At 71.6% G+C, this 25,752-nt stretch carries 29 protein-coding genes; 15 read left to right on the top strand and 14 right to left on the bottom strand.

The annotated features are described in order from the left end of the window. The first annotated feature begins 67 nt into the window (after positions 1 to 67). From C4U03_RS05195 to bsaP, 6 genes are all read left to right on the top strand, one after another. On the top strand, positions 68 to 979 hold the full coding sequence (locus C4U03_RS05195; RefSeq protein ID WP_103936496.1) for an NAD-dependent epimerase/dehydratase family protein: 912 nt from the start codon (positions 68 to 70) through the stop codon (positions 977 to 979). Positions 980 to 1,252: 273 nt separating this feature from the next. Continuing rightward, entirely contained in the window at positions 1,253 to 2,587 is a 1,335-nt protein-coding gene (locus C4U03_RS05190) for an HD-GYP domain-containing protein (RefSeq protein WP_103936495.1), read from the top strand. After that, the gene (locus tag C4U03_RS05185; protein ID WP_103936494.1) at positions 2,584 to 3,906 is read left to right on the top strand and encodes an HD-GYP domain-containing protein; all 1,323 of its coding nucleotides are present in this window, start codon (positions 2,584 to 2,586) and stop codon (positions 3,904 to 3,906) included. The genes C4U03_RS05190 and C4U03_RS05185 overlap by 4 nt, the downstream gene beginning before the upstream one ends. Positions 3,907 to 4,041: 135 nt before the next feature. Next, on the top strand, positions 4,042 to 5,376 hold the full coding sequence (locus tag C4U03_RS05180; protein WP_103936493.1) for an acetyl-CoA carboxylase biotin carboxylase subunit: 1,335 nt from the start codon (positions 4,042 to 4,044) through the stop codon (positions 5,374 to 5,376). 53 nt (positions 5,377 to 5,429) lie between these two features. After that, positions 5,430 to 5,642: a biotin/lipoyl-binding carrier protein gene (locus C4U03_RS05175; RefSeq protein ID WP_103936492.1), complete on the top strand. Its 213-nt coding sequence runs from the start codon at positions 5,430 to 5,432 to the stop codon at positions 5,640 to 5,642. A gap of 36 nt (positions 5,643 to 5,678) precedes the next feature. Beyond that, a complete protein-coding gene (gene bsaP, locus C4U03_RS05170) occupies positions 5,679 to 5,870 on the top strand; it encodes a biotin synthase auxiliary protein BsaP (protein ID WP_103936491.1) in 192 nt (63 codons plus the stop codon). Positions 5,871 to 5,919: 49 nt separating this feature from the next. Here the strand turns inward: bsaP and C4U03_RS05165 are convergent, their stop codons facing one another. After that, a complete protein-coding gene (locus C4U03_RS05165; RefSeq protein WP_103936490.1) occupies positions 5,920 to 6,738 on the bottom strand; it encodes a hypothetical protein in 819 nt (272 codons plus the stop codon). A 150-nt stretch (positions 6,739 to 6,888) separates the two neighbouring features. On the opposite strand from C4U03_RS05165, the gene bioD reads away from it, so the two are divergent. Together bioD and bioB are read left to right on the top strand one after the other, a co-directional pair. Continuing rightward, positions 6,889 to 7,608, top strand: coding sequence for a dethiobiotin synthase (gene bioD / locus C4U03_RS05160; protein ID WP_235017654.1), 720 nt, complete (start codon positions 6,889 to 6,891; stop codon positions 7,606 to 7,608). A 10-nt stretch (positions 7,609 to 7,618) separates the two neighbouring features. Then, the gene (gene bioB, locus C4U03_RS05155; RefSeq protein ID WP_200827060.1) at positions 7,619 to 8,614 is read left to right on the top strand and encodes a biotin synthase BioB; all 996 of its coding nucleotides are present in this window, start codon (positions 7,619 to 7,621) and stop codon (positions 8,612 to 8,614) included. Positions 8,615 to 8,648: 34 nt separating this feature from the next. Here bioB and C4U03_RS05150 read toward each other — a convergent pair whose 3' ends face one another. Continuing rightward, entirely contained in the window at positions 8,649 to 9,404 is a 756-nt protein-coding gene (locus tag C4U03_RS05150) for a GntR family transcriptional regulator (protein WP_103936487.1), read from the bottom strand. Between the two features lie 98 nt (positions 9,405 to 9,502). Next, positions 9,503 to 10,663, bottom strand: a complete 1,161-nt coding sequence (locus tag C4U03_RS05145; RefSeq protein WP_103936486.1) for an 8-amino-7-oxononanoate synthase — start codon at positions 10,661 to 10,663, stop codon at positions 9,503 to 9,505. Between the two features lie 86 nt (positions 10,664 to 10,749). On the opposite strand from C4U03_RS05145, the gene C4U03_RS05140 reads away from it, so the two are divergent. Then, positions 10,750 to 12,261 carry a PAS domain-containing sensor histidine kinase gene (locus C4U03_RS05140; RefSeq protein WP_103936485.1) on the top strand — a complete coding sequence of 504 codons (1,512 nt, stop codon included), beginning with the start codon at positions 10,750 to 10,752 and terminating at the stop codon, positions 12,259 to 12,261. Positions 12,262 to 12,572: 311 nt separating this feature from the next. Here C4U03_RS05140 and C4U03_RS05135 read toward each other — a convergent pair whose 3' ends face one another. Together C4U03_RS05135 and C4U03_RS05130 are read right to left on the bottom strand one after the other, a co-directional pair. Then, complete coding sequence (locus C4U03_RS05135) at positions 12,573 to 12,824, bottom strand: WhiB family transcriptional regulator (protein WP_103936484.1); 252 nt, start codon at positions 12,822 to 12,824, stop codon at positions 12,573 to 12,575. A 291-nt stretch (positions 12,825 to 13,115) separates the two neighbouring features. After that, complete coding sequence (locus tag C4U03_RS05130; RefSeq protein WP_327372393.1) at positions 13,116 to 14,033, bottom strand: diacylglycerol/lipid kinase family protein; 918 nt, start codon at positions 14,031 to 14,033, stop codon at positions 13,116 to 13,118. Positions 14,034 to 14,149: 116 nt separating this feature from the next. Here C4U03_RS05130 and C4U03_RS05125 point away from each other — a divergent pair, with 116 nt between their 5' ends. Then, positions 14,150 to 14,632, top strand: coding sequence for a hypothetical protein (locus tag C4U03_RS05125; protein ID WP_200827058.1), 483 nt, complete (start codon positions 14,150 to 14,152; stop codon positions 14,630 to 14,632). Positions 14,633 to 14,649: 17 nt separating this feature from the next. Here the strand turns inward: C4U03_RS05125 and C4U03_RS05120 are convergent, their stop codons facing one another. From C4U03_RS05120 to sodN, 5 genes are all read right to left on the bottom strand, one after another. After that, positions 14,650 to 15,444, bottom strand: a complete 795-nt coding sequence (locus C4U03_RS05120; protein ID WP_103936932.1) for an RNA polymerase sigma factor SigF — start codon at positions 15,442 to 15,444, stop codon at positions 14,650 to 14,652. A gap of 97 nt (positions 15,445 to 15,541) precedes the next feature. Next, positions 15,542 to 15,982, bottom strand: coding sequence for an ATP-binding protein (locus C4U03_RS05115; RefSeq protein WP_407701405.1), 441 nt, complete (start codon positions 15,980 to 15,982; stop codon positions 15,542 to 15,544). Positions 15,983 to 16,176: 194 nt separating this feature from the next. After that, entirely contained in the window at positions 16,177 to 16,647 is a 471-nt protein-coding gene (locus tag C4U03_RS05110) for a GNAT family N-acetyltransferase (protein WP_103936482.1), read from the bottom strand. Positions 16,648 to 16,721: 74 nt separating this feature from the next. Next, positions 16,722 to 17,012: a hypothetical protein gene (locus C4U03_RS05105; protein ID WP_103936481.1), complete on the bottom strand. Its 291-nt coding sequence runs from the start codon at positions 17,010 to 17,012 to the stop codon at positions 16,722 to 16,724. A 261-nt stretch (positions 17,013 to 17,273) separates the two neighbouring features. Then, positions 17,274 to 17,675, bottom strand: coding sequence for a superoxide dismutase, Ni (gene sodN, locus C4U03_RS05100; protein ID WP_200827099.1), 402 nt, complete (start codon positions 17,673 to 17,675; stop codon positions 17,274 to 17,276). Positions 17,676 to 17,786: 111 nt separating this feature from the next. Here sodN and sodX point away from each other — a divergent pair, with 111 nt between their 5' ends. Continuing rightward, positions 17,787 to 18,125, top strand: a complete 339-nt coding sequence (sodX, locus tag C4U03_RS05095) for a nickel-type superoxide dismutase maturation protease (protein WP_103936479.1) — start codon at positions 17,787 to 17,789, stop codon at positions 18,123 to 18,125. Here the strand turns inward: sodX and C4U03_RS05090 are convergent. After that, on the bottom strand, positions 18,068 to 18,631 hold the full coding sequence (locus C4U03_RS05090; protein WP_103936478.1) for a CGNR zinc finger domain-containing protein: 564 nt from the start codon (positions 18,629 to 18,631) through the stop codon (positions 18,068 to 18,070). The genes sodX and C4U03_RS05090 overlap by 58 nt on opposite strands. 236 nt (positions 18,632 to 18,867) lie before the next feature. Next, entirely contained in the window at positions 18,868 to 20,067 is a 1,200-nt protein-coding gene (locus C4U03_RS05085; RefSeq protein WP_103936477.1) for an NAD(P)-dependent malic enzyme, read from the bottom strand. A 416-nt stretch (positions 20,068 to 20,483) separates the two neighbouring features. Here C4U03_RS05085 and C4U03_RS05080 point away from each other — a divergent pair, with 416 nt between their 5' ends. The 4 genes from C4U03_RS05080 (at position 20,484) to C4U03_RS05065 (ending at position 23,985) form a co-directional block, all read left to right on the top strand. Then, entirely contained in the window at positions 20,484 to 21,335 is an 852-nt protein-coding gene (locus C4U03_RS05080; protein ID WP_200827057.1) for an ABC transporter substrate-binding protein, read from the top strand. Between the two features lie 13 nt (positions 21,336 to 21,348). Beyond that, positions 21,349 to 22,197, top strand: coding sequence for an amino acid ABC transporter permease (locus tag C4U03_RS05075; RefSeq protein WP_103936476.1), 849 nt, complete (start codon positions 21,349 to 21,351; stop codon positions 22,195 to 22,197). 4 nt (positions 22,198 to 22,201) lie between these two features. Next, positions 22,202 to 22,948 (top strand): amino acid ABC transporter ATP-binding protein, encoded by a 747-nt coding sequence (locus C4U03_RS05070; protein ID WP_103936475.1) that lies wholly within the window; start codon positions 22,202 to 22,204, stop codon positions 22,946 to 22,948. Positions 22,949 to 23,016: 68 nt separating this feature from the next. Further along, positions 23,017 to 23,985, top strand: a complete 969-nt coding sequence (locus C4U03_RS05065) for a zinc-binding dehydrogenase (protein ID WP_103936474.1) — start codon at positions 23,017 to 23,019, stop codon at positions 23,983 to 23,985. 119 nt (positions 23,986 to 24,104) lie between these two features. Here C4U03_RS05065 and C4U03_RS05060 read toward each other — a convergent pair whose 3' ends face one another. Further along, the gene (locus tag C4U03_RS05060; protein WP_103936473.1) at positions 24,105 to 24,833 is read right to left on the bottom strand and encodes a PadR family transcriptional regulator; all 729 of its coding nucleotides are present in this window, start codon (positions 24,831 to 24,833) and stop codon (positions 24,105 to 24,107) included. After that, a complete protein-coding gene (locus C4U03_RS05055; protein WP_103936472.1) occupies positions 24,830 to 25,657 on the bottom strand; it encodes a DUF4097 family beta strand repeat-containing protein in 828 nt (275 codons plus the stop codon). Before C4U03_RS05055 ends, C4U03_RS05060 begins: the two co-directional genes overlap by 4 nt. Positions 25,658 to 25,752 lie beyond the last annotated feature (95 nt).

Genomic DNA, 25,752 nt, shown 5'->3' with positions numbered 1-25,752 from the left:
CCCGCCCGGACCCGCCCGGTCTCTCTCACCCGAGCCGGTGACCTGGCCTGAGGGATATCGTGCTCGGGTGCTCGTTCTCGTCACCGGCGCGGCCGGCTTCATAGGATCCCATCTGGTCGACCGGCTGCTGGCCGACGGCCACGAGGTGATCGGGGTCGACGACCTGTCCTCCGGGCGCAACCTGCGCGAGGACATCGAGTTCCACCGGATGGACGTGTGCGATCCGGCGCTGGCCGAGCTGACCGCCCGGCGGCGGCCGGAGCTGGTCTGCCATCTGGCCGCGCAGGTCAGCGTGCGCTCCAGTGTCGAGGACCCGCGCCACGACGCGCGCGTCAACGTGTTCGGCACCGTCAACGTGCTGGAGGCCGCCCGGGCCGCCGGCTCCCGCAAGGTCCTGTTCGCCTCCAGCTGCGCGGTGTACGGGGTGCCGGACGAACTGCCCGTGCCCCCCGACGCCGAGCTGCGTCCCGCCTCCCCGTACGCCGCCTCCAAGGTGGCCGGAGAGATCTACGCCCAGACCTACCGGGCCCTGCACGGACTGGACTTCACCACGCTGACCCTCGCCAACGTCTACGGGCCGCGGCAGGCACCGGAGGGCGAGGCCGGGGTGGTCTCAATCTTCACCGACGGCCTGCTGAACGGCACGCCCACCCAGGTCTACGGCGACGGCGGCAACACCCGCGACTACGTCTACGTCCTCGACGTCGTGGAGGCGTTCGCGCTGGCGGGCGGGGAGCGGGCGGGCGGCCGCCGGCTGAACGTCGGGACGGGCGTGCAGACCACCGACCGGGAGCTGCACACGCTGGTCGCCGAGGCGGCCGGCGCCGTGGACAAGCCGGACACGGCCCCGCCCCGGCTGGGCGACCTGCGGGCCATGGCCGTCGACCCCGGCCCCACCCGGGAGGCCCTCGGCTGGCGGCCCCGCACCGGCCTGCGCGAGGGCCTGGCCGCCACCGTCAAGTGGGCGCGCGACCGGTGATCGGCTGATCGGCGGGTTCCGTTCGCGCGGGAGAGCGGCGACATCAGTCGCCTAAGGTGACGTTTTGTTCACGCTTTGCTTTCGATTCTTCGCATGCCTGTGGGGCCCAGGTCACGGGGGTTAGGCTTGGGGCCGTTGGCGGCGGGGAGCCTGTCAATCCGCGGGACCACCCGGATCACCGGGTGCCGGTCGTGACCGGGCACGGGTGCCCGGCGCGATGACCGGCCGATCCGGCGGCGCCCCCGCCCACCGTCGACTCCCGAGGGGGCGGCAATGCGGGGACTACCTCCCGCGGCCTGGGCGTATGTCAGCGGAGTCGTCGCGCTGGCGGCTGTGGCCATCGCGACCACGCCGCTGGCCGACCTGGATCCGCAGACGCTGGCCGTGCTGGCCGCGCTGTTCCTGATCTGCGACTCCGCGCCCGCCAAGCTCAACGTCGAGCGCGCCCGCGTCTCGCTCAGCTACGCCGCCAGCCTGGCGTCGGTGGTGCTGCTCGGCCCGGACGGCGCCGCGCTGGTCGGCGTCACCGCCATCGTCACCGGGCAGCGGATCTTCGCCCCGGTCAAACGGCTGTTCAACGGGGCGCAGTTCGCGCTGAGCGGCTACGCGGCCGGGATGGTGTTCGGTGCCCTCGGCGGGGACCGCTACCGGCCCGGCCAGGCCGAGTGGGTCGAGCACGTCATCGGCCCGTTCCTGGGCGCGCTGGTCGCCTTCGTCACCGTCAACCTGCTGCTGATGGCCGGGATCCTGCTGATCAGCCGACAGGCGGCCTGGCAGGAACTGCTGCGTGAGAGCGGCGAGCTGGTCTTCGGCTGCCTCGGCTACGGCATGTTCGGGCTGCTGATCGCCGGGCTGTGGGACGCGGTCGGGCCGTTCGCGGCGGTGCTGGTGCTGCTGCCGCTGTTCATCGCCCGCTGGGCGCTGGCCCAGACGCACGCCCAGCAGCAGGCGCACACCGCCACGCTGGCCGCGCTGTGCCAGGCGGTGGAGACCAAGGACTATTACACCCGCGGGCACAGCGAGCGGGTCTCCCGGGGCTCGGTGATGATCGCCCAGGAGATCGGCATGCGCGCCGACCGGGTGGCGGCGATCCGGTACGCGGGGATGCTGCACGACGTCGGCAAGCTGGGCGTGCCCACCAAGGTGCTGCAGAAGACCGGGCCGCTGACCGAGGAGGAGTTCGCCGCCATCCAGCTGCACCCGATGCGCGGGCTGGAGATCGTCCGGGAGATCGGCTTCCTGGACGAGGCGCTGGCCGGGATCATGCACCACCACGAGCGGATGAACGGCCGGGGCTATCCGATGGGGCTGGCCGGGGACGAGATCCCCGAGTTCGCCCGGGTGATCTCGGTGGCCGACGCGTTCGACTCGATGACCTCCACCCGTTCCTACCGGGCGGCCCGCACCAAGGAGGAGGCGATCGAGGAGCTGCGCCGGGGCGCCGGCGACCACTTCGACCCGGTGATGGTGGAGGCGTTCCTGCGGGCGCTGGAGCGTGAGGGGTGGGAGCCGCCGCAGCCGGTGGTGCTGCCCGACGACGACGTCGTGGAGACCACCCAGCAGGACCACGACGACCCCAGCGTGCCGATCCGGATCGCCAAGGCATGAGCACGTCCGCACAGGCCGGGCCGAGCAGGCGGCACGGCTGGCAGCGCTTCGACTCCGGCCCGCTCGCGGTGGTCGCCGTCGCCGGGACGCTGGTGGTGGTCGCCGTCGCCACGGTCACCGCCGGCGGGCTGGTGCAGCCGCAGGTAGCGGTGATCTTCGGGGTACTGGTGGCGATCGGCGAGCTGTTCCGCATGGTGATGTCCGGCAACCGGGAGGTGGCGCCGATCGCCAGCGCCGGCGCCCTCGGCTACGCCCTGCTGACCACGGTCGGCCCGGAACGGGCCGGGCATCCGGCGCTGCAGGTGGTGGCGGTCGCCGCCGCCGGGATGTTCGTGGGCTCGCTGCCGCACGTGGCGGTGGGCCGCTCGCCCCGGCTGGACGCGATGGCCCGCAGGCTATTGACCATCGCCGTTGTGGCGCTGGTGTTCCGCCCGCTGGCCTCCCTGAAGCTGGAGTGGGAGGTGCTGCTGTGCCTGATGGCGGTGACGTTGGTGGCCTCCTGCTTCCTGGAGGTGTGCATCGCGGCGCTGATCCGGGCCGAGGCGGTCCGGGCCAGGTTCGGCATCGCGCTGCGCGACGAGATGAACGCCAAGATGGCGCTGTGCGCGGCGGTCGGGGCGACCGCCATGCTGATCGTGGTATCCACCTCGGTGATGGGCCGGGCGGCGCTGCTGGTGTTCACCGCGCCGATCCTGGTCACCCAGTTCGCGTTCCGGCGGTACGCCGGCATCCGCGCCACCTACCTGCAGACCGTACGGGCCCTGTCGCGGGTCACCGAGGTCGGCGGCTACGTGGAGGCCGGGCACTCGCACCGGGTCTCCCGGCTGGCCGTGGCGATGGGCCGCGAGCTGGGGATGGCCGAGGAGGAGCTGCTGGAGCTGGAGTACGCGGCGCTGATGCACGACATCGGCCAGCTCTCGCTGGGGGATCCGATCCCCGGCGGCGCCACCGTGCTGGCGTCCCCGAACGAGCAGCGCCGCATCGCCGAGCTGGGCGCCGAGGTGATCAAAGAGACCGGTGTGCTGGACCGGGTCGCCTACATCGTCCGCCGCCAGTCGGACCCGTACCGCGCGACCCCGGCGGGCGCCGGGACGCCGGACGGGAACGGCGCGGCCGTCCCCTCGCCGCAGCCCCCGCCGCCGCTGGCCAGCCGGATCATCAAGGCCGCCAACGCCTATGACGACCTGGTCGGCGAGTCCTCCGACCGGGACCGGGGCGCGGCCGTGCTGGAGCGGCTGCGGCTGGACTCGGCCGTCGAGTACGACCCGACGGTGGTGGAGGCCCTCGCCCGGGTCGTGGGGCGCCGCCGGCACGGCTGACCGGCGCCAGGGAGTCCAGCGGGACCAGGTCCAAAGCGGTGCCGTCCAGATTTGTCGCCGACACGACCGCTTCCCGCCCCCGTCCCGCACTATCGTCACCCGAGTCGGGATGTCGGGACGCGAGAGGGGGCAGCGGTGTTCGAGTCGGTACTGGTGGCCAACCGCGGCGAGATCGCCAGCCGGGTCATCCACACGGTGCGCGCGATGGGGCTCAAGGCCATCGCCGTGTACTCCGAGGCCGACGCCGGCCTGCCCTTCGTGGCCGAGGCCGACGAGGCGATCCTGATCGGCCCCCCGCAGCCCGCCAGGAGCTATCTGGACGCCGACCGGGTGCTGGAGGCCGCCCGGCGCACCAACGCGCAGGCGATCCACCCCGGCTACGGCTTCCTCTCCGAGGACGCCGGGTTCGCCGAGCGGGTCATCGACCGGGGGCTGGTGTGGGTGGGGCCGCCGCCGCTGGCCATCGCCCGGATGGGCGACAAGATCAACGCCCGCAACCTGATGATGGAGGCGGGCGTGCCGGTCTCCCCGGGGGTGTGGGAGCCGGTGCCCGACGCCGCCACCGCCGTGGCCGAGGCCGAGCGGATCGGCTATCCGGTGATGGTCAAGGCCGCCGGCGGGGGCGGCGGCATCGGCATGGGCGCCGCCCGCGACGAGGCCGAACTGCTGCTGGCGTACGAGACGGCGCGCAACCGCGCCGCGCGGTTCTTCAGCAACTCCGACATCCTGCTGGAGCGCTACGTTGAGGGCGCCCGGCACGTGGAGGTGCAGATTCTCGGGCTGGCCGACGGCACCGTGGTCGCGCTGGGGGAGCGGGACTGCTCGGTGCAGCGGCGGCACCAGAAGATCGTCGAGGAGACCCCGTCCCCAGGGGTGTCCCCGCAGTTGCGGGCCCGGATGCTGGACGCCGGAGTGCGGGCCGGGGAGACGGTCGGCTACCGGGGCGCGGGGACGGTGGAGTTCCTGGTGGACCCGGCCGCGCAGGACTTCGTGTTCCTGGAGATGAACACCCGGCTGCAGGTCGAGCACCCGATCACCGAGCTGGTCACCGGCATCGACCTGGTGGAGCAGCAGTTGTTGATCGCGGCCGGCGAGCAGGTCACCTTCACCTCCGTCGAGCCGCACGGGCACGCCGTCGAGTTCCGGGTGTACGCCGAGGACCCAGTGCGCTTCCTGCCCCGCCCGGGGGACATCAAGATCTGGGAGGAGCCGGTCGGCGAGGGCATCCGCATCGACGCCGGATACGCCGAGGGCAACGCCGTCACCCCGTTCTACGACCCGCTGCTGGCCAAGCTGTGCGTGCACGGCGCCGACCGGGCGGCGGCGCTGCGGCGGGCCGAGCAGGCGGTCGGGGCCTTCCAGATCGAGGGCCTGCAGACCAACCTGCCGTTCTTCACCGAACTGCTCGGCGACCCCGACTTCGTCGCCGGCACGTACGACACCGGGCTGGTGGACCGGATGCGCCGCTAGCCGGCCCGTCTGGACGCCGCCCGCCGACAATCGCAAGGGGAAAGGAGCCCGGGGTGCCCGAGGTTCGTGCCGAGATGGTCGCTAACGTGTGGAAGGTGGTCGTCGGCGAGGGCGACCAGGTGCAGGACGGTGACACGCTGGTGATCCTGGAGTCCATGAAGATGGAGATCCCGGTGCTGGCCGAGGACGACGGGGTGATCTCCCGGCTCAAGGTGGCCGAGGGGGACGTCGTCCAGGAGGGCGACCTGATCGCCGTCATCGAGTAGTCGGGGACAGGCAGGGAGAGGAGCGCGGGTCCGGCCGTGGAGACCTACTGTGACCGTTGCGGAGGGCCGTCCCCGGACGGCGGGACCGGGCATGAGGGCTGCCGGGCCGCCCGGCAGCTGGAGCCGCCGCGCTACTGCACCCGCTGTGCCCGCCGGATGGTCGTGCAGGTGACGCCGCGGGGCTGGACGGCCCGCTGCGTCGAGCACGGCACCCTCACCTCGGCCTGACGCCGAGGACGTCCGGAACGGGGCGTCCGGTCCCCGGGATGTCGCGGGCCTAGCCCGCGGCCATGTCCCGGCAGGTGGACTCGTCCGGGAGCAGCGGACGCCAGCGGACCGAGTAGACCTTGCCCTCGCTGCGCCACAGGGTGCCGGCGGGCGCCGCCTTTCCGAGGCGGGTAGCGGTGGCGGCGTCGTCGCCGTCCAGCACCGTGCACAGGCCGCCGCCGGCCTGCTCGCCACGGCCCAACGGGGACAACGGCCATCGCCGCACCGGCCCGCCGGTGCCGCCGGTCACCTCACCGGCGAGCACCGCCAGGCGGGTGTAGCGGTGCGGACGCGGCGGGACGGCCTGGTCCTGCCGCGGCCATCCCCGCGGGTCCAGGCGCTTCCAGAACCGGACGGCCGGGTCGCCGTCCTCCTCGGGATGCTCGATTCGGGTCCGGGCCGAGCCGAACCGGATCACCAGCGTGAACGCGTCGGCGATCCGGGGCCGTTCCACCGTCCGGCCGCGGTCGAGCCCGGCGGTGCGGGCGCCGTCCAGCAGCCGGCGCAGCGCGTCACCGGTCAGCCGGTACTCGCGCACCTCCAGCGGTGAGCCGCCGGCCGGCACCAGTGCCCGACCGTCTCCGTACAGCGAGAAGTCCGGCAGGGCGCCCGGCCCGCCGACCCCCGCGATCCCGCCGGTGAGCCGCCAGCGCAGCACCAGGCCGCCGGGCGCGGAGGGCCCTGGTGAGACAGTGGGGACCGGTGGGGCGGAAGTGCCGGGTGGGGCGGTGGGGATCGGAGCCGGTGGCGGTGCCGGGTCGCCGCCCGTCGCGCAGGCGGTCACGGCGCCGGCGCCGAGCAGCAGCGCCGCCAGGCCACGCGGGAACATGCTCCCTGATCGTAGGCATGGGCCTGCCATTTTCCTTGGACGTGGAGGCCCGGCGGCGGGTTCCCGTCGCGATCGGTACAAACCTCCCGTGCAGAACCCTGTGGGATTCCGCGAAAGTCCTGCTCGCGGGTGCGCGCTAACCTGCCGGTCGTGAGCGTTCTCATGGTGACCGGGACGTGTACCGGGGTCGGCAAGACGATCGTCACCGCCGCGCTGGCGACGGTAGCCCGGGCGCGGGGCGCCTCGGTCGCGGTGGTCAAGCCCGGTCAGACCGGGGTGGGCCCGGACGAGCCCGGCGATCTGGACGACGTACGGCGGCTGGCGGGGGTCGAGGACCTGCACGAGTTCGCCCGCTTCCCCGACCCGCTGTCGCCCGCGGCGGCGGCCCGGCGCGCCGGGGTGCCCCCGCTGCGGCTGGCCGACGCCGCCAAGCGCGTCCGCGAGCTGGCCGACGGCCGGCGGCTGGTGCTGGTCGAGGGCGCCGGCGGCCTGCTGGTGCGCTACGACGACGACGGCACCACCGTCGCCGACCTGGCCCGTTGGCTCAACGCCGCGGTGGTCGTGGTCACCCGGCCCGACCTGGGCACCCTCAACCACACCGCGCTGACGCTGGAGGCCATGGCGCACCGCGGGGTGCAGCTGGCCGGAGTGGTGATCGGGGAGTGGCCGCAAGAGCCCGACCTGGCCATGCGCAGCAACATCACCGATCTGGAGACGATCTCGGCCCGGCCGCTGGCCGGTGCGCTGCCGGCCGGGGCGGGTGGGCTCGACCCGGCAGAGTTCCTGCTGGCGGCGCGTGCGGGGCTGGCCCCGGCGCTGGGCGGCACTTTCGACGCTGCTACGTTCCGTAACACCTATGCGCTCGACTGAAGGAGACGATGTGACCGACATCCTCGAGGTGGCCCGCCGCCAGGTGCTCCAGGAGGGCAAGGGGCTGAACGCCGAGCAGGCCCTGCAGTGTCTGACTCTGCCCGACGACCGGCTGGAGGACCTGCTGGAGCTGGCCCACGAGGTACGTATGCGCTGGTGCGGCCCGGAGGTCGAGGTCGAGGGCATCGTGTCGCTGAAGACCGGCGGATGCCCGGAGGACTGCCACTTCTGCTCGCAGTCCGGCCAGTTCACCTCCCCGGTGCGCGCGGTGTGGCTGAACATCCCCGAACTGGTCGAGGCCGCCAAGGAGACCGCCAAGACCGGCGCCACCGAGTTCTGCATCGTGGCGGCGGTGCGCGGCCCGGACGAGCGGTTGATGTCGCAGGTCCGCGAGGGCATCAAGGCCATCAACGACGCCGTTGAGATCAACATCGCCTGCTCGCTCGGCATGCTCACCCAGGAGCAGACCGACGAGCTGGTGGCGATGGGCGTGCACCGCTACAACCACAACCTGGAGACCGCCCGCTCGCACTTCTCCAACGTGGTCACCACGCACTCCTGGCAGGAGCGCTGGGACACCTGCCTGATGGTCAAGGAGGCGGGGATGGAGCTGTGCTGCGGCGGCATCATCGGCATGGGCGAGACGGTCGAGCAGCGCGCCGAGTTCGCCGGCCAGCTCGCCGAACTGGAGCCCGACGAGGTCCCGCTGAACTTCCTGACCCCCCGTCCCGGCACCCCGTTCGAGCGGTTCGGGCTGGTGGAGGGCGCCGAGGCCCTCAAAACCATCGGCACGTTCCGGCTGGCGCTGCCGCGCACCATCCTGCGCTACGCCGGTGGCCGCGAGCTGACCCTGGGCGACCTGGGCACCCGCTCGGGCATGCTCGGCGGGATCAACGCCATCATCGTCGGCAACTACCTGACCACCCTGGGCCGCCCGGCCGAGCAGGACCTGGACCTGCTCTCCGAGCTCCAGATGCCGATCAAGGCCCTCTCCCAGACGCTGTGACGGCGGCGGGCCCCGCCGCGGCGGGGCCGCCCGCTCAGCTTCTGCGCAGGCGGGTCAGGAACTTGTAGCGGTCGCCCCGGTACAGGGACTGGGCCCACTCGACCGGGTGGCCGGCGGTGTCGAAGGCGTGCCGGGACAGCAGCAGCATGGGCAGGCCCACGTCCACCCCGAGCAGCTGGGCGTCGTGCGGGGTGGCCAGGACGGTCTCTATGGTCTCCTCGGCCTCGGCCAGGTGCACGTCGTAGGCGGTGCCGAGCGTCTCGTACAGGGACCGGTGCCGGGGCAGCTCGCGGCGCAGGCCAGGGAAGCGACGGGCCGGCAGGTGCGAGGTGTCGATCGACATCGGCTCCCCGTCGGCCAGCCGCAGCCGGTGAATGCGCAGCACCCGCCCGCCCGGCCGGATCCCCAGCAGCCGGGCCAGCCGCTCGTCGGCGCTGGCGTAGCCGATGTCGAGGATCTTGGTCTCCGGGTGCAGACCGTGGTGCTTCATGTCCTCGGTGTAGCTGGTCAGCTGCAGCTCCTGGGCCACCTTGGGCTTGGCCACGAAGGTGCCCTTGCCCTGGATGCGCTGCAGCCGCCCCTCCACGACCAGCTCGGCCAGCGCCTGCCGCACGGTGGTGCGGGAGGTCTCGTAGCGCTCGGCCAGCGTCCGCTCCGGCGGCAGCGGGCTGCCGGCCGGTAGCGACTGGGTCAGCTCGACCAGCAGTTCCTTGAGCTTGTAGTACTTGGGGATGCGGGGCGCGCCGACGGACGGCCCGAGGCCGCGCAAGGGGACCCGTTCAATGCTCATGCGCCTCGCTCCGCTCGCAGGGCGGCACACACGGGCCGCACACCGTCACGCGTCTCCTCAGGTTCACCGTCGGTTGGCCCCGATGTTACGCGTGCAGACTACGGGCCGGTCTCCGCCCTCACCTTCTGCAGCGCCCCCTCCAGGACTGTGAGTTCCGCCTCGGTGAGGGAGGCGCGAGCGGTCAGCCGCAGGCAGGCGCGTCCGGGGGGCACCGACGGCGGCCGGAAGCAGCCGACCCTGGCGCCGTGCTCGGCGCAGATCTCCGCGGCCCGTACGGCGGCGTGCGGATCGCCCAGCACCACCGGGACCACCGCGGCGGCCGGGCCCTGCGGCCCGGTCGTCTCGAAGCCCAGCCCCTCGGCCAGCAGCCGGATCCGCTGCGCCCGGTCCCGGGCCCGGGCCGGCAGCTCCGGCTCGGCGGCCAGCACGTCCAGGGCGGCCAGCGCGGCGCCCACGGCGGCCGGCGCCAGCCCGGTGTCGAAGATGAACGAGCGGCCGGTGTCCACCAGCGTCTCGATCACCTCGGGGGCGCCCAGCACCGCGCCGCCCTGCGAGGCCAGCGACTTCGACAGCGTCAGCGTCAGCACCACGTCCGGTTCGGCGGCCAGCCCGGCCTCGTGCGCGGCGCCCCGCCCGTGCGGGCCGACGACGCCGAGCGCGTGCGCCTCGTCGATCACCAGCAGCGCCCCGTGCCGCCGGGCCACCTGGTGCAGCTCGCGCAGCGGGGCCAGGTCGCCGTCGACGGAGAACACCGCGTCGGTGACCACCAGCGCCCGTTCCTCGTCCCGGTCGGCCAGCGCCCGCTGCACCGCCGCCACGTCCCGGTGCGGCGCGATCACCACCCGGGACCGCGACAGCCGGCAGGCGTCCACGATCGAGGCGTGGTTGACCTGGTCGGACACCACCAGCGCGCCCGGCCCCGACAGCGCGGTGACCGCGCCCAGGTTGGCCAGGAAGCCCGAGGAGAACACCAGCCCGGCGGGCGTCCCGGTGAAGGCCGCCAGCCGCTGGTCCAGCTCCCGGTGCAGCCGCGTGGTGCCGGTGACCAGCCGGGACCCGGTGGACCCGGTGCCCCACTCGCGGACCGCCCGGACCGCCCCCTCGACCAGCCGGGGGTCGCGCGACAGCCCCAGATAGTCGTTGGAGGCCAAGTCGATGAGCCCGTCGTGGTCCTCGCTGCGGGGCCGCAACCTGCGCCGCAGCCCGGCCGTGTCCCGCCGTTCCGTGGCCTCGCGCAGCCGCGCCAGCGGATCCCTCACGTGTTCTCCCTTCGCCCGCAGGCCGTGCCGCCCGTCACCTCTGCCGGGGCGTTCTCCCAGTACACACGGCCTGCAATGATGGTCGGGTGCCTTCTTTGTCTGATCTAGTGCGGACCCGGACAGATCTGGACACCGCCGATTTGGAGTGGCTGCACGCGCTGGTCTCGGACTGGCAGCTACTGGCGGACCTGTCGTTCGCCGATCTGGTGCTGTGGGTCCCCGAGCGCGGCGCGGTCCCCGGCGCCCAGGTGCCGGGTTGGATCTGCCTGGCCCAGATGCGGCCCACCACCGGCCCGACCGCCTACCCCGAGGACCTGGTCGGCATGGTGGTGCGGACGGGCCGGCGCGGGCTGATCGACGTGGCCTGGCGTGAGCGCCGCATCGTCCGGGAGGGCGACCCCGAGTGGGGCAGCGGCATCCCGGTGCGCGAGGAGTCCATTCCGATCCGCCGCGGCGACAAGATCCTCGGGGTGATCCAGCGCAGCACCAACCTCAGCTCCGCGCGCACCCCCAGCCGGCTGGAGCTGACCTATCTGCAGAGCGCCAGCGATCTGGCCCAGATGATCGCCGAGGGCCGGTTCCCCGACCCCGGTGGGGAGCCCAACCTGCTGCGCTCGCCCCGCGTCGGGGACGGGCTGCTGCGCCTGGACAAGGCGGGCCGGGTCACCTACGCCAGCCCGAACGCCCAGTCCGCCTTCCGCCGCCTGGGCATGGCCGCCGACCTGGCCGGTGAGCCGCTGGGCGAGGTGACGCAGCGGCTGGTGGACACCGGCGAGCCGATGGAGGAGTCGCTGACCCGGGTGCTGAGCGGCGCCACGGCCCGCGAGGCGGAGATCGAGGCGCACGGGTCGGTGGTGCAGCTGCGCACCATCCCGCTGGTGGTCTCCGGCACCCGCATCGGGGCCGTCGTGCTGGTCCGCGACGTCACCGAGCTGCGCTGGCGCGACCGCGAGCTGATGACCAAGGACGCCACCATCCGGGAGATCCACCACCGGGTCAAGAACAACCTGCAGACCGTGGCCGCCCTGCTGCGCTTGCAGGCCCGGCGGCTGCGGGTCCCCGAGGGGCGGGCGGCGCTGGATGAGGCGGTGCGCCGGGTCGGCTCCATCGCCATCGTCCACGAGACCCTGTCGCACACCCCGGACGAGCTGATCGACTTCGACGACATCGCCGACCGCGTCATCACCATGGCCGGCGAGGTCTCCGCCCCCGAGACCCAGGTCGTCCCCAAGCGCACCGGCGCCTTCGGCGTGCTGCCCGCCCAGATCGCCACCCCGCTGGCGATGGTCCTCACTGAACTGCTGCAGAACGCCCTGCAGCACGGCCTTCCGCACCGCTACGGCGAACTGGAGGTCCGGGCCACCCGGGAGGAGATCGGTCCCGCGCACCTGGAGGTGGTCGTCTCCGACGACGGTGTGGGCCTGCCCCCCGACTTCGACCTGGAGGACACCACCAGCCTGGGCCTGCAGATCGTCCGCACCCTGATCGTCGGCGAGCTGGGCGGCCATCTGGAGTTCCGCGCCCGCCCGGGCGGCGGCACCGAGGTCGTCGTCAACATCCCGCTGACCGCCCCGCAGCGCCCCGCCGACCACGGCTAGCCCCCGCACCGGGGGACGGGGAAAGCGAAGAGGCCGCACGAGCGAGCTCGTGCGGCCTCGATCTCCGCCTGGTTCATGCGGCGAGGTCTCCTATGCCATCACTCCCACGGGCCTCTGGTGCGCTGGGATCCGGACCTGGGTGCTCAGGTCACCCGGCGGATCCGGGCGAAAGGGCCGAAGGCGTCGCGAGCGGGCCCGCGCGGTCCGGCCCGGGGAGGCTTTCAAGGTCGCGAGAAACGGACGAGCCGGAGAACGGCGGGAAGACCGCGCGTTTGCCGGACCCGGTCGCCGTCGCGGCGGAGCCGCGACGGTCAGTACGCGCGGGCCCGGGCGCGGGCGTTGCGGCGCTTGAGGGCGCGGCGTTCGTCCTCGCTCATGCCGCCCCACACGCCGGCCTCCTGGCCGGACTCCAGCGCCCAGCGCAGGCATGCCTGGGTGACCTCGCAGCGGCGGCAGACCTGCTTGGCCTCCTCGATCTGCAGCAGGGCCGGGCCGGTGTTCCCGATCGGGAAGAACAGCTCGGGGTCCACGTCACGGCAGGCGGCGATGTGGCGCCAGTCCATGCGGTCCACTCCTTCGTCAGTGTGGAGGGTGACTCCACTTGTGAACTGTTTCACATGTCGCGAACGACCCGGGCCGGGGTCGTGGTCCCGGGGAGGTTTGTGTCACGCGCTTTCGATCATGAGGCTGGCTGAGCTGGCCCGATGTCGGCTGGCGCACTTTGAGCGTGTCAGGGGGTCGCCGGAGCACGCAAGACCTTTGAGAAACGTTTCTCAAAGTATGGGCTGTCGTATGTGTCACATCGACGGGTCAGACGTGTGACTTTCCCGTTAACACGGCTTACCGGAGTGACCTCAGATAACGATGCGTATCGCCCTCGGCACGGACCGGAACGTGACCTGACGGCGTTCTCCGAGGTAGTCGCCGTCCAGCTGAAAGGCCATGGGACGGTCCGCGCGCAACGTGATCTCGCTCGCATCATGGACGTTCACCACGTGCGGGCCGGTCACCGGACGGCCGTTGGGCAGCAGCATCCCGGCCACCGCCGCCAGCACCGGTGCGACGCCGAGAGAGCGGATCCCGAACAGATCGAGCCCGGCGCCGAAGTGCGCGCGGGGACTCGGATTCACCGGATGGCCGGCGATATAAGTCCACGGCGCGGTATTCAGCACGAAGGAAAGGAACACCCCTTCGATCGGCGGATGTCCCGGCCGTTCCACGGTGAGCGCCGGACTGCGTCTGTCGGTGCCGGCGAAGAACCGGTGCAACGCCGTCCGCACGTACAGCAGCGGATTGGACCTGGCGCCGGCGTCGCGCCGCTCCTCCACTTCGCGGATCACCTCGGCGTCCAGCCCCACCCCCGCGCAGAAGGTGAAGTAGCGGTCGTCGGCGAGCCCGAGGCCGACCCAGCGGTGCCGTCCGGCGCGCAGGGCGTCCAGCACCAGCCGGGTCGCGCCGATCGGCTCGCCCGGCAGTCCCAGCGCGCGGGCGAACACGTTGGTGCTGCCGATCGGCAGCACCGCCAGCGCGGGCAGCGTGGGCGCGGGACCGCCGGCCAGCAGCCCGTTGATCGCCTCGTTGACCGTCCCGTCGCCGCCGAGCGCGAGGACCACGTCGTACTTGTCCTCGGCGGCCCGGCGCGCCAGCTCGGTGGCGTGGCCGCGGTGCGCGGTCTCGGCGAGTTCCAGGTCCAGATCGCCGGAGAAGGCGCGGACGAGGAGGTCGCGGACCCGGCGGGAGGTGGAGGTCGCCTTGGGGTTGGCGATCAGCATGGCTCGCACGGCGCCAAGGTTACCCACCGTAGGGACGGTTTCCGGACAAAGGTGATCGCCCGGGTGTGGCCCGGTACCGGACGTGACGGACGTGCGGGGCGAGTAGGGTTCCGAGTGTGTCAGAACGTCGTCGTCCCTTCACCGTGACCGCCGCCGCCGTCCTGGAAGGCGCCGAGGGGCTGGCCGCGCTCGGCTTCGGCGCGTTCGTCGCCTGGGAGACCCTGGTCGGCAAGCCGCTGGACCCGGTGACCGCCTGGGCGGTGACCGGAATGGCGCTGCTGGGCGGCTGCTGCATGCTGGCGGTCGCCCGCGGGCTGCTGACCGCCGAGCGCTGGAGCCGGGCCCCGGTGGTGCTGACCCAGCTGTTCGCGCTGCCGGTGTCTTGGTCGCTGCTACAGAGCGAGCAGTACGCCTACGGGGTGCCGCTGATCACCGCGGCGGTGCTCACCCTGGTGCTGGTGCTCAGCAATCCCAGCACCGAGTTCCTGCTGCGCGCCGAGGAGAACGACGGCCAGGAGGACAACGGCCAGGGGAACGGTGACAGCACGGCCGCCGGGAACGGGACCGAGGCCGCGGGCGGGCCCCGGCACCAGTCCTGATCACCTGATCGCCCTCATCACTCGTCGGCGGTCAGCCCTTCGCGCAGTTGGGCCAGGGTCCGGGCCAGCAGCCGGGACACGTGCATCTGGGAGATGCCCAGCTCGGCGGCGATCTGCGACTGCGTCATGTTGCCGAAGAACCGCAGCAGCAGGATCCGCTTCTCCCGGGCGGGCAGCTTCTCCAACAGCGGCTTGAGCGACTCGCGGTACTCCACGCCCTCCAGCGAGTCGTCGACCATCCCGAGCGAGTCGGCCACCGCGGGGGCGTCCTCGTCGCCGGAGTCGGGAGCGTCCAGCGAGACCGTGGAGTAGGCGTTGGCGGACTCCAGGCCCTCCAGCACCTCCTCCTCGCTCATCTGCAGGTGCTCGGCCAGCTCGCTGACGGTGGGCGCGCGGCCCTCCCGCTGCGCCAGATCGCTGATCGCCTTGGTCAGCGACAGCTTCAGCTCCTGGAGCCGGCGGGGCACCCGCACCGCCCAGCCCTTGTCGCGGAAGTGCCGCTTGATCTCGCCCACGATGGTGGGGGTGGCGTAGGTGGAGAACTCCACCCCGCGCTCCAGGTCGAACCGGTCGATGGACTTGATCAGTCCGATGGTGGCCACCTGGATCAGGTCGTCCAGCCACTCACCGCGGTTGCGGAACCGGCGGGCGAGGTACTCCACCAGCGGCAGGTGCAGTTCCACCAGTTGGTCGCGGACGCGCTGCCGCTCGGGATCGCCCTCGGGCAGCTCGTGCAGCCGCTCGAACAGCGCCCGCGCACGGGCGCGGTCGGGTACCCCGGTGTCGGGCCGCTCGTCGGCCGGGCCCGGCATGCCGCCGCCGTCCGGCAGCGTGGTCTTCTCGGTCATGGCGCCACCTTGCTGCGCAACCCATGCCCCACCGGCTGACTCACCGGCCGCGCTGCTGTCGTCACTGTGCCCCCGCCGCCCCGCGCCGCTTGCGCAGCATCACGGTCACCCGGTCGTCGGCGCCCACCGTGGAGTCCACGTCACCGGCCAGCGAGGACAGCACCGTCCAGGCGAACGTGTCGCGGCTGGGCTCCACGCCGTCCACGGTCAGCACGGACACCGCGATGCGCATCGCGTCCCCGGTCAGCTCGAACTGGCACTCCAGGTCGGTGCCGGGTACGGCCTGGGCGAGCAGCATCGCGCACGCCTCGTCCACCGCGATGCGCAGATCCTCGATCTCGTCCAGGGTGAAGTCCAGCCGTGCCGCCAGCCCCGCGGTGGCGGTGCGCAGCACGGACAGGTACGCGCTGTCGGCGGGCAGCTTGACGGTCACCATGTCACGGACCGCCGCCTTCGTGTCGGCCGGCATCTCAGCTGGCATGGCAGTGGTTTCCTCGGTCACATTTCTCCCTTGGCTGGGCGCGCCTTCTTCGAAACTACCGCCTGTCATGGGTGCCGTGATGCTTCGCCGCGCGTGGGTTTCCTACTTGTGGAGCCACTGACACGGTGCTTCGCATCTCGAACCTCCGGGCGTGGCGGCGAACATCACATCGGCGGTGCCGGCGCGCTCGGCACGACGCGGTCCCGGCCGCCCGATCAGCCGCGGCCGAGATCCCGCAGGGCCTGGCCGGTCAGCCGGTAGACCGTCCACTCGTCCTGCGGGGTGGCCCCCAGGGCCTTGTAGAACCCGATGGCGGGCTCGTTCCAGTCGAGCACCGACCACTCGACCCGCCGGTACCCGCGCTCGACCGCGATCCGGGCCAGCTCCGTCAGCAGCGCCCGCCCGTGCCCGCCACCGCGGGCCTCGGGCCGCACGTACAGGTCCTCCAGGTAGATCCCGTGCGTCCCCATCCAGGTGGAGAACGTCAGGAACCACAGCGCGAACCCGACGACCTCCCCGTCCTGCTCGGCCACGTGGGCGAACACCCGAGGCTCCGGCCCGAACAGGCTCGCCCGCAGATCCTCCTCCGTGGCCCGCACCTCGTGCAGGGCCTTCTCGTAGTCGGCCAGCTCGCGGATCAACCGCAGGATTGTCGGCACGTCACCGGGAACAGCAGCTCGAATCACGGACAGAGGTTACCGCCCCTTTCACTCCTGACGCTCACGTGTCCGGGCCGGCCGCCGCCTGCGGCGATCGGCCGTCAGGCGCGCTCGGGGGTGGGGCGGGGGGCCTCGATGCGGGCCCGGACCAGGCGGGGGTGGAAGTAGCTGATCCCGACGCGTTCCTGGTCGGTGACACAGAAGATCTGGTAGCCGTTACGGCCGTCCTCGTCCGGACGGGCGAACTCCAGCGGGTCGAACATGCCCAGATGGGTCATCTCCGAGAACCACTCCATCAGAGCGAACTCGTTGGGGAAGGACTCCAGGGAGCGCCCGCGCCTGCCGAGGGAGTACCGCACCTCGTACCGGCAGCCCTCGGGGGGGTAGCTCATATCTTCCCCTTCCCCCGGCAGATGGTGCACTGCCGGCCCGTCGCGGTGCTCGTCCCGGTGCCCTCACATCCTGGGCACCTGCGTGTCGCCGGTTTGGAATGCTTCCCCACCGTATCGTCCCCGTCGCCGGACTTGTCGTCGTCCCGTTCGGCCCAACATGGCCCATCGACAGGGTAAAGGGTGAGGCGGCAGGGACAAGGGGAATCAAGAGCAAGACATGAGGCCCGCCCCGGACGGGACGGGCCTCACGTAGGGGCCGGGTCAGGCCTGCTTGGTCTCCCAGAAGATCTCACTGATCTCATTGATCTTGGCCAGCAGGTCCTCGGCCACCTTGACGTCCATGCTCTGCTTGGTGCCGGCGGCGCCGGCCAGCTTGGTGGCCTCGTTGAACAGCTGGTGCAGCTGCGGGTACTTCTCGAAGTGCGGCGGCTTGAAGTAGTCGGTCCACAGCACCCACAGGTGCTCCTTGACCAGGTTGGAACGCTGCTCCTTGATGATCAGCGCCCGGGTGCGGAAGACCGGGTCCTCGTTGGCGTGGTACTTCTCGATGATGGCCTTGACCGATTCGGCCTCGATGCGCGCCTGCGCCGGGTCGTAGACGCCGCACGGCAGGTCGCAGTGCGCGGAGACAGTGGTCTTCGGACGCAGTAGCTTCGCCAGCACCTGCATCGTCCCTTCTCGTAGCGGATCATGCTCAGGTCAACGACATTACTCTGGTGAGTCCCCGCGTGTGCGGGTAGGGCAGTGGTATCCGCAGGAGGGCGGGCTAATCCGGTGTGGCGGGCGGTGGCGGTGACCGGGGAGTCGATGTCGCCCACGCTGCGGGAGGGCGATCTGCTGCTGGTGCGGCGCGGGGGGCGGCCCGTCGCGGCCGGGGACGTGGTGGTGGCCCGGCATCCGACCGAGGCGGAGCGTCTGATCGTCAAGCGGGCGGTGCACCGCGCCGACGACGGCTGGTGGCTGGAGAGCGACAACCAGCGGGCCGCGGGCCGCCAGGACAGCTGGGACTTCGGCGCGGTGCCCGACGGGCTGGTGGTGGGCCGGGTGGTGGCGCGCTACTGGCCGCCGTCCCGGATGTCGGTGTCGGCGTTCTCCCGGATGCGGGCCCGGTAGGCAGCCACGTTGGAGCGGCTGGCGCACCGGTCCGAGCAGTAGCGGCGGGACCGGTTGGTGGTGGTGTCGAAGAAGACGTTGGAACAGCCGTCGGCCCGGCAGATGCCCAGCCGGTCGATGCCCTGGTCGCTGATCTTGACGGCCAGCCCCATGGCGGCGCCGGCGGCGTACCGGTCGGGCACCGAGCCGCTCTCGGTCAGGTGCAGATGCCAGCACTGCCCGTCGTGGCCGGACAGCTGCGGATGGACCGGATGCTGGATCAGCAGCGAGTTCAGCCGTTCGACCGCCTCCTCGGCGTCGCCGCGGGTGGCGGCGACGAAGATGGCGCGCAGTTCGGCGCGCAGTTCGCGCATCGCGTCGAGGTCGCGGCGGGTGACCCGGCCGCCCAGATGCGGCCGGATCTGCAGCAGCCGTTGCAGGGAGTCCAGGTCGCGCAGCGAGTCCTCGGCGGGCTCGGAGGTGTTGACCAGCTCGATCACCAGGTCTGCGTAAGAGGCGAGGTCCACCGGCACTCCTTACGTGCCGGCCCCGGACGGCCGGCGGCGTAATGGTCCGTCCCTGGCATTGAGTATTACACGGCCCGCCCGGGGATGCTGCGGCTCGGAAACCCGAGAATATGAAATATTGTGCGCTATGTGCAGAACGTCGCGCCATTATCGGCCGTGTGCTCGCTCGCACGACGAAGAATCGGCGCCACCGCCCGCCCGTGGGCCCGGGGCCGCGCGGCCCCGGGCGGAGCGGGTCAGATGCGGTTGACACCCTCCCGGCGGGCCTGCTCGGCGACCGCGGTGGTGACGGCCGGGGCGACGCGCTCGTCGAACGGGCTGGGGATCACGTAGTCGGCGCTCAGCTCGTCGCCCACCACGGCGGCCAGCGCCTCGGCGGCGGCCAGCTTCATGCCCTCGGTGATCGTGTGGGCGCGCACGTCCAGCGCACCGCGGAAGATCCCCGGGAAGGCCAGCACGTTGTTGATCTGGTTCGGGAAGTCGCTGCGCCCGGTGGCCACCACCCTGGCGTGCCGCCGCGCCGCCTCCGGGTGGACCTCCGGGGTGGGGTTGGACAGCGCGAACACGATCGCGTCGTCCGACATGGTGGCGATGCACTCCTCGCGGACGGTGCTGCCGGACAGGCCGATGAACACGTCGGCGCCGTTGAGGGCTTCTTCGGTGGAGCCCTTGAGGCCGGCGGAGTTGGTGTCGCGGGCCAGCGCCTGCTTGATCGGGTTGAGCCCGTCCCGGCCCTGGTAGATCAGGCCCTTGCTGTCGGAGACGGCGATGTCGCCGATGCCGGCGTTCAGCAGGATCCGGGTGACCGCGACGCCGGAGGCGCCCGCCCCGGCCACCACCGCGCGCAGCCGGGACAGCGGCTTGCCGACCAGCCGGGCCGCGTTGCGCAGCGCGGCCAGCGCCACGATGGCGGTGCCGTGCTGGTCGTCGTGGAAGACCGGGATGTCCAGGGCGGCGCGCAGCCGGTCCTCGATCTCGAAGCAGCGGGGCGCGCTGATGTCCTCCAGGTTGATGCCGCCGAAGCTGGGTGCGAGCCGGATCACGGTCTCGATGATCTCTTCGGTGTCGGTGCAGTTCAGCGCGATGGGCACGGAGTCGACGTCGGCGAACTGCTTGAACAGCAGCGCCTTGCCCTCCATGACCGGCATGGACGCGGCCGGGCCGATGTCGCCCAGCCCCAGCACCGCGGTGCCGTCGGTGACGACGGCCACCACCTTGGACGTCCAGGTGTAGTCGTAGGCCAGTTCCGGATGGTCGGCGATGGCGGTGCAGACCCGCGCCACGCCGGGCGTGTAGGCGAGGGAGAGGTCATCGGCGTCGCGCACCGGGACGGTGGACCGGACCTCCAGCTTGCCGCCCTGGTGCAGGATGAACGCCGGATCGTTGTCGTAGTCGTAGGTGGAATCAGACTCAGCAGCCACAGCGACCCCTGTCATGATGAATGGCTCCCAGCGGAGCTTTCGGGCAGATGCCACCCCTGCTGTGCGGTCTAGGTGGCCGATCCTGGGTGGTCATCTCTCGACGTACGGGGGTCACCCGTTGTCTGATTGTGCCACACCCCCTCCCGGCGACCACCCTGCGGGAGGGGGTGGTCTGCGCCACGCTCCCGCCCCCGCGATGGGCCGAAATGTGCCCGGTTCCTGCCCGTTCATCCGTTTCCTGGGATACTCTGCGTTGCGCTGGAACGTTCCGGAAGGTCCCGTTCCTGTGCTATGCCCGTCCGGTGGGGTTCCGATGACCTGTTGTGCGATCGTGTCGTGGCCTTAATCGAGATCGCGTCCGGTCTGGGCCAAGATGTCCTGCACTACCTTTCGATCGGCGAAGGGTCGACGAACCAACTGGAGGGGGACCTGTGATCACCGGTTCTCTGCGCCGCCGCGTCATCGCGGTAGGCGCTCTCGTGCTGGCGGGCGCCCTCGCCCTGTCGGCCTGCGGCGACGATTCCGACGGCGGCGATTCCGGCGGGGCGCCCAAGGTCGCCGGGGTCAAGCTGGTCAAGGACGGCAAGCTGACGGTGTGCACCAGCCTGCCCTACCCGCCGTTCCAGTACCCCGAAGGCGGCAAGACCGTCGGGTTCGACGTCGACATGATCGACCTGGTGGCCAAGAAGCTGGGCGTCACCCAGGAGATCGTGGACGTCAAGTTCGACGTCATCAAGAGCGGCGCCGCGCTGAACTCCGGCCGGTGCGACGTGGCCGCCGCCGGCATGACGATCACCGACGAGCGCAAGCAGAACCTGGACTTCTCGGCGCCGTACTTCCCCGAGTCCATCGCGCTGCTGACCAAGAAGGGCGCCGGGGTCACCAGCCTGGACCAGGTCAAGGCGCAGAACCTGCGGTTGGGCGTGCAGACCGGCACCACCAGCCTGGACGAGGCCAAGAAGAAGGGCCTGTCGCCCAAGGAGTACGACGACGCGGGCAAGCAGCTGCTGGCGCTGCAGTCCGGGCAGATCGACGTGATCCTGCAGGACCTGCCGGTGGTCAACGACTGGCTGAAGAAGCCGGAGGTCTCCGGTAAGTACGAGCGCAGCGCGCAGTTCCCCACCGGGATGCAGTACGGCTTCGCGGTGCGCAAGGGCAACAACCCCGAGCTGCTGAAGACCATCGACGAGACCATCAAGACCGCGGTCCAGGACGGCACCTGGAAGAAGATCTACGTGCAGTGGATCGGCTCCGAACCGGAGTCGACCCCGGCCGCCCAGTGAGCCGCCCGACACCATGACCACCTCCGCAACCACCGAGCCGTCCGGTCCTGCCCGCAAGACGCCGGGCAGGACCGGGCTCTCGCCCCGGCAACGCCGCCGGATCAGCCTCGGAGTGCAGTCCACGGTGCTCGCCGCCGGGCTGCTCCTGGTGGTGCTGCTGGTCGACTGGCCGCTGGTCCGGGAGACGTTCCTGGACTTCGGCGCGACCCGGGAGATGTATCCCGACCTGTTCACGATCGCGCTGAAGAACACCGTCATCTACACGCTCAGCGCCTATGCGGTGGGCTTCAGCCTCGGCCTGGTGGTCGCGCTGATGCGGCTGTCGTCGCTGGCCGTCTACCGCTGGCTGGCGCTGGTCTTCGTGGAGATCTTCCGCGGGCTGCCGGCCCTGCTGACCCTGATGATCGTCGGGTACGGGCTGCCGATCGCGCTCGGCGGGCCGGTGCCCGGCGGCACCGTCGGAGCCGTCGCGGTGGGTCTGGGCCTGGTGGCCGCCGCCTACATGGCCGAGACGTTCCGGGCGGGCATCCAGGCGGTCCCCAAGGGCCAGCTGGAGGCCGCCCGCTCGCTGGGCATGTCGCACACCCGGGCGATGTTCTCCATCGTGATCCCGCAGGCGCTGCGGATCGTCATCCCGCCGCTCACCAACGAGCTGGTGCTGCTGTTCAAGGACTCCTCGCTGGTCTCCGCGCTGGGCATCGCGGCCGCCGGGGTCGAGCTGACCAAGATGGGCTCGGACTTCGCCATCAACACCGCCGACTCCACCCCGTTCGTGGTGGCCGGCGCGTGTTACCTGATCATCACGGTGCCGTTGGGCATCCTGGTGCGGCGGCTGGAAGCCCGACAGGCGAAGGCACGGTGATCCGATGACGCACATGGTGGAGATCCGGGACCTGCACAAGTCCTTCGGGGCACTGGAGGTCCTCCGCGGCATCGACTTCACCGTCGATCAGGGCCAGGTCATCTGCATCATCGGCCCGTCCGGCTCCGGCAAGTCGACGCTGCTGCGCTGCGTCAACCTGCTGGAGACGCCGACCAGGGGCCAGGTCTTCGTGGAGGGCGAGGAGCTCACCCACCCCGACGTGGACATCGACGCCGCGCGGCGCCGGGTCGGCATGGTCTTCCAGCAGTTCAACCTGTTCCCGCACCTGAAGGTGCTGGAGAACGTGACCATCGCCCAGCGCCGGGTCCTCAAGCGCGGCAAGGCCGAGGCCGAGAAGGTCGCCCGGGACAACCTGGCCAAGGTCGGGCTGGCCGACAAGGCCGGCAGCTACCCGGCGCAGCTGTCCGGCGGGCAGCAGCAGCGGGTGGCGATCGCCCGGGCGCTGGCCATGAACCCGGACCTGATGCTGTTCGACGAGCCCACCTCCGCGCTGGACCCGGAGCTGGTGGGCGACGTGCTCGCGGTGATGCGGCAGCTCGCCGAGGAGGGGATGACCATGCTGGTGGTCACCCACGAGATGGGCTTCGCCCGCGAGGTCGCCGACCGGGTCGTGTTCATGGACGGCGGCGTCATCGTCGAGGAGGGCCCGCCCGAGCAGGTCATCGGCGATCCTCAGGAGGACCGCACCCGTACGTTCCTGCGCCGCGTCCTGGACCCCACGAGTTCCTGAACGGCGGCCGTGCCCCGGCCCGTACCCCCACGCCGGGGTACGGGCCGGCGGCGTTCTAGGGTGAGCGCATGTTTGCTGTCAGCGCTGTGCGTTTCGATGCCGATGACCCCCTGAACGGACTGGAGCTCGGGGAGCGGCCCGAGCCCGAGGTGCCGGAGGGCTGGACGACCGTTACGGTGAAGGCCGCCGCCCTCAACCATCACGACCTGTGGTCGCTGCGCGGGGTGGGGCTGCGCGAGGAGCAGCTGCCGATGATCCTGGGCTGTGACGCGGCCGGGGTGGACGAAGACGGCAACGAGGTCATCGTGCACGCGGTGATCGGCGACCCGGACCGGGGCGGCGGTGACGAGACCCTGGACCCCAAGCGCTCGCTGCTGTCGGAGCGTTATGACGGCACGTTCGCCGAGAAGGTGGCGGTGCCGCGCCGCAACCTGGTGCCCAAGCCGCAGGAGCTGTCGTTCGAGGAGGCGGCCTGCCTGCCGACCGCCTGGCTGACGGCCTACCGGATGCTGTTCGACAAGTCCGGCGTGCAGCCCGGCTCGACCATCCTGGTGCAGGGCGCCGGGGGCGGGGTGGCGACGGCGCTGCTGGCGCTCGGCTCGGCCGCCGGTTACCGGATGTGGGCCACCAGCCGCAGCGAGGCCAAGCGCGAGCGGGCGCTGGAGCTGGGCGCGCAGGCCGCCTTCGACAGCGGCGCCCGGCTGCCGGAGCGGGTGGACGCGGTGATGGAGACCGTGGGCCAGGCCACCTGGGCGCACTCGGTGAAGTCGCTGCGGCCCGGCGGGCGCATCGTGACCTGCGGCGCCACCACCGGGCAGATGCCCGGCGCCGAGCTGAACCGGGTGTTCTTCCTGCAGCTGTCGGTGGTCGGTTCCACGATGGGCACCCGGGACCAGCTGGTCCGGCTGGCCCGCTTCCTGGCCGTCACCGGCACCCGGCCGCGGATCGACCGGACCCTGCCGCTGACCGAGGCCCGCGAGGGCTTCGCCGCGATGGCCGAGGGCGACCTCTTCGGCAAGGTCGTCTTCACCTGCTGACCCGTATCCCCGCCGATCTTGACGTTACTGCACTCTGAACCGCGTTCAGACGACCATAACGTCAAGATCGGCGCGGATGGTGCGGTCACGAGGCCTGGCGAAGGCGTGTGGCCAGCGGGTCAGCGGCGGTGGTCGCGGTCGAGGATCTCGGCGTGGATGCGGGTGGCGGTCTCGTCCAGCAGTGACTGGACCGCCGCCAGGTCCGCCTCGGTTAGCCCGGCGTGCTGGGCGGTCTTGCGGACGTTCTCCACGAACTTGCGCAGCGCGCGCTCCAGCTTGACGCGGGCGATGTCCTCGGAAGTGCCGGTGGCGGTGCGCCAGGCGTCGTCCCAGTTCTGCCGCCACTCCTCCTTCCATGCCTGCCGCTGCTCGCGCCAGTACTCCTTCTGGCGGCGCCATTCGTCCTTCTGCCGCTCCTTGGTCCCCTTCCAGGCATCCTTGGAGGCGGAGCGGCCCTGCTCGCGCATCTCGCGGGCCGCCTGGGTCAGCTCCTCGCGCAGCGACCGTACGGTCTGCCGGACGTCCTGCTGGACCTCGCGGGCGAACTGCTGGGCGGAGGCGGAGATCTCCTCCTCCAACTCGGCCAGCTCGTCCATCCGGCGCTCCAGCTCGGCCCGGCCCTTGTCGGTGAGCGAGTAGACCTTCTTGCCCTTGACCACCTCGTGGGTGACCAGGCCCTCGGCCTCCAGCCGGGCCAGCCGCGGGTAGATGGTGCCGGGGGAGGGGGAGTAGACGCCGAGGAAGCGGTCCTGCAACAGCCGGATCACCTCGTAGCCGTGCCGCGGACTCTCCTCCAGCAGCTTGAGCAGGTAGAGACGCAGGCGGCCGTGGCCGAAGACGGGACTCACTTATCCTCCACTCCCGGGCGGGCGTCGGTCAGGTCGTCATCGGGCCTGCTGAGCAGGGTGACGCTGCCCGACACGGTGTTGACGGTCAGGTGCCCGGTGCCGGTTCCCAGCGTGCCGGTCATGTTCCTGGCCACGGCGCGGTCCTGGCGCCGCAGGCCGGGGAACGAGGTGTCGATCCGGCCGGCCGCCGAGCTGAGCTGGACCTCGGCCGAGGTGGACTCCGGCAGCCGCAGCGCCACCTCGCCCGACACTGTGGTGACGGTCAGGGCACGGTCGCCGACCAGCGCCACGTCGGCGGCGATCCGGCCGCTCACGGTACGGGCGCCCAGCCGGTCCAGGGAGCCGCCGGCCAGCGCCAGGTCGCCGGAGACGGAGGTGAACTCCACCGCGCCGTCCAGGCCCTGCGCCTCGATCTGGCCGGAGACGGTGTTGGCGTCGATGTGGCCGGTCACGCCGTCCAGGGTGACGTCGCCCGCCGCGCTCTTGATGGAGGTGCGGGCCGACAGCCCGGCGACGACCGCGTCCGCGGAGACCAGGTTGAGCTGGACGGGGCAGTCGGGCGGGACGGTCACCGTGACGGTGGCGCGGGCCTGCTGGTTGCGCAGCCAGCCGAGCACCCCCTCCAGGAGCCGCTCGTGGGTCACGGTGAGCATGCCCGCCTCATGGCTGACCAGCAGGGGCGGGCCGGAGACCTCCCCGATCAGCACCGACGGCTTGTCCGTGGAGGCCAGCACGCTGATGCTGCCAGCGACCAGGGTGGCCTTGAGCGCCACCACGCCGTCGAACTCCAGGCTCGCCGTTCCGTCGATCGTCCAACGCGACATCGGGTGCTGCCTTTCGTGCGGGCGTCGTACCGGGATGACGACCTGCCGTGATTAACACGATATGTCGCGTTCGGGAAAAGTCAAGACATGTCGTA

Origin of the sequence: Thermomonospora echinospora (assembly GCF_900108175.1) — a bacterium.
Taxonomy (GTDB): domain Bacteria; phylum Actinomycetota; class Actinomycetes; order Streptosporangiales; family Streptosporangiaceae; genus Thermomonospora; species Thermomonospora echinospora.
The sequence above is the reverse complement of the archived record's forward strand: the minus strand, read 5'-3'. Positions and strand labels throughout refer to the sequence as shown.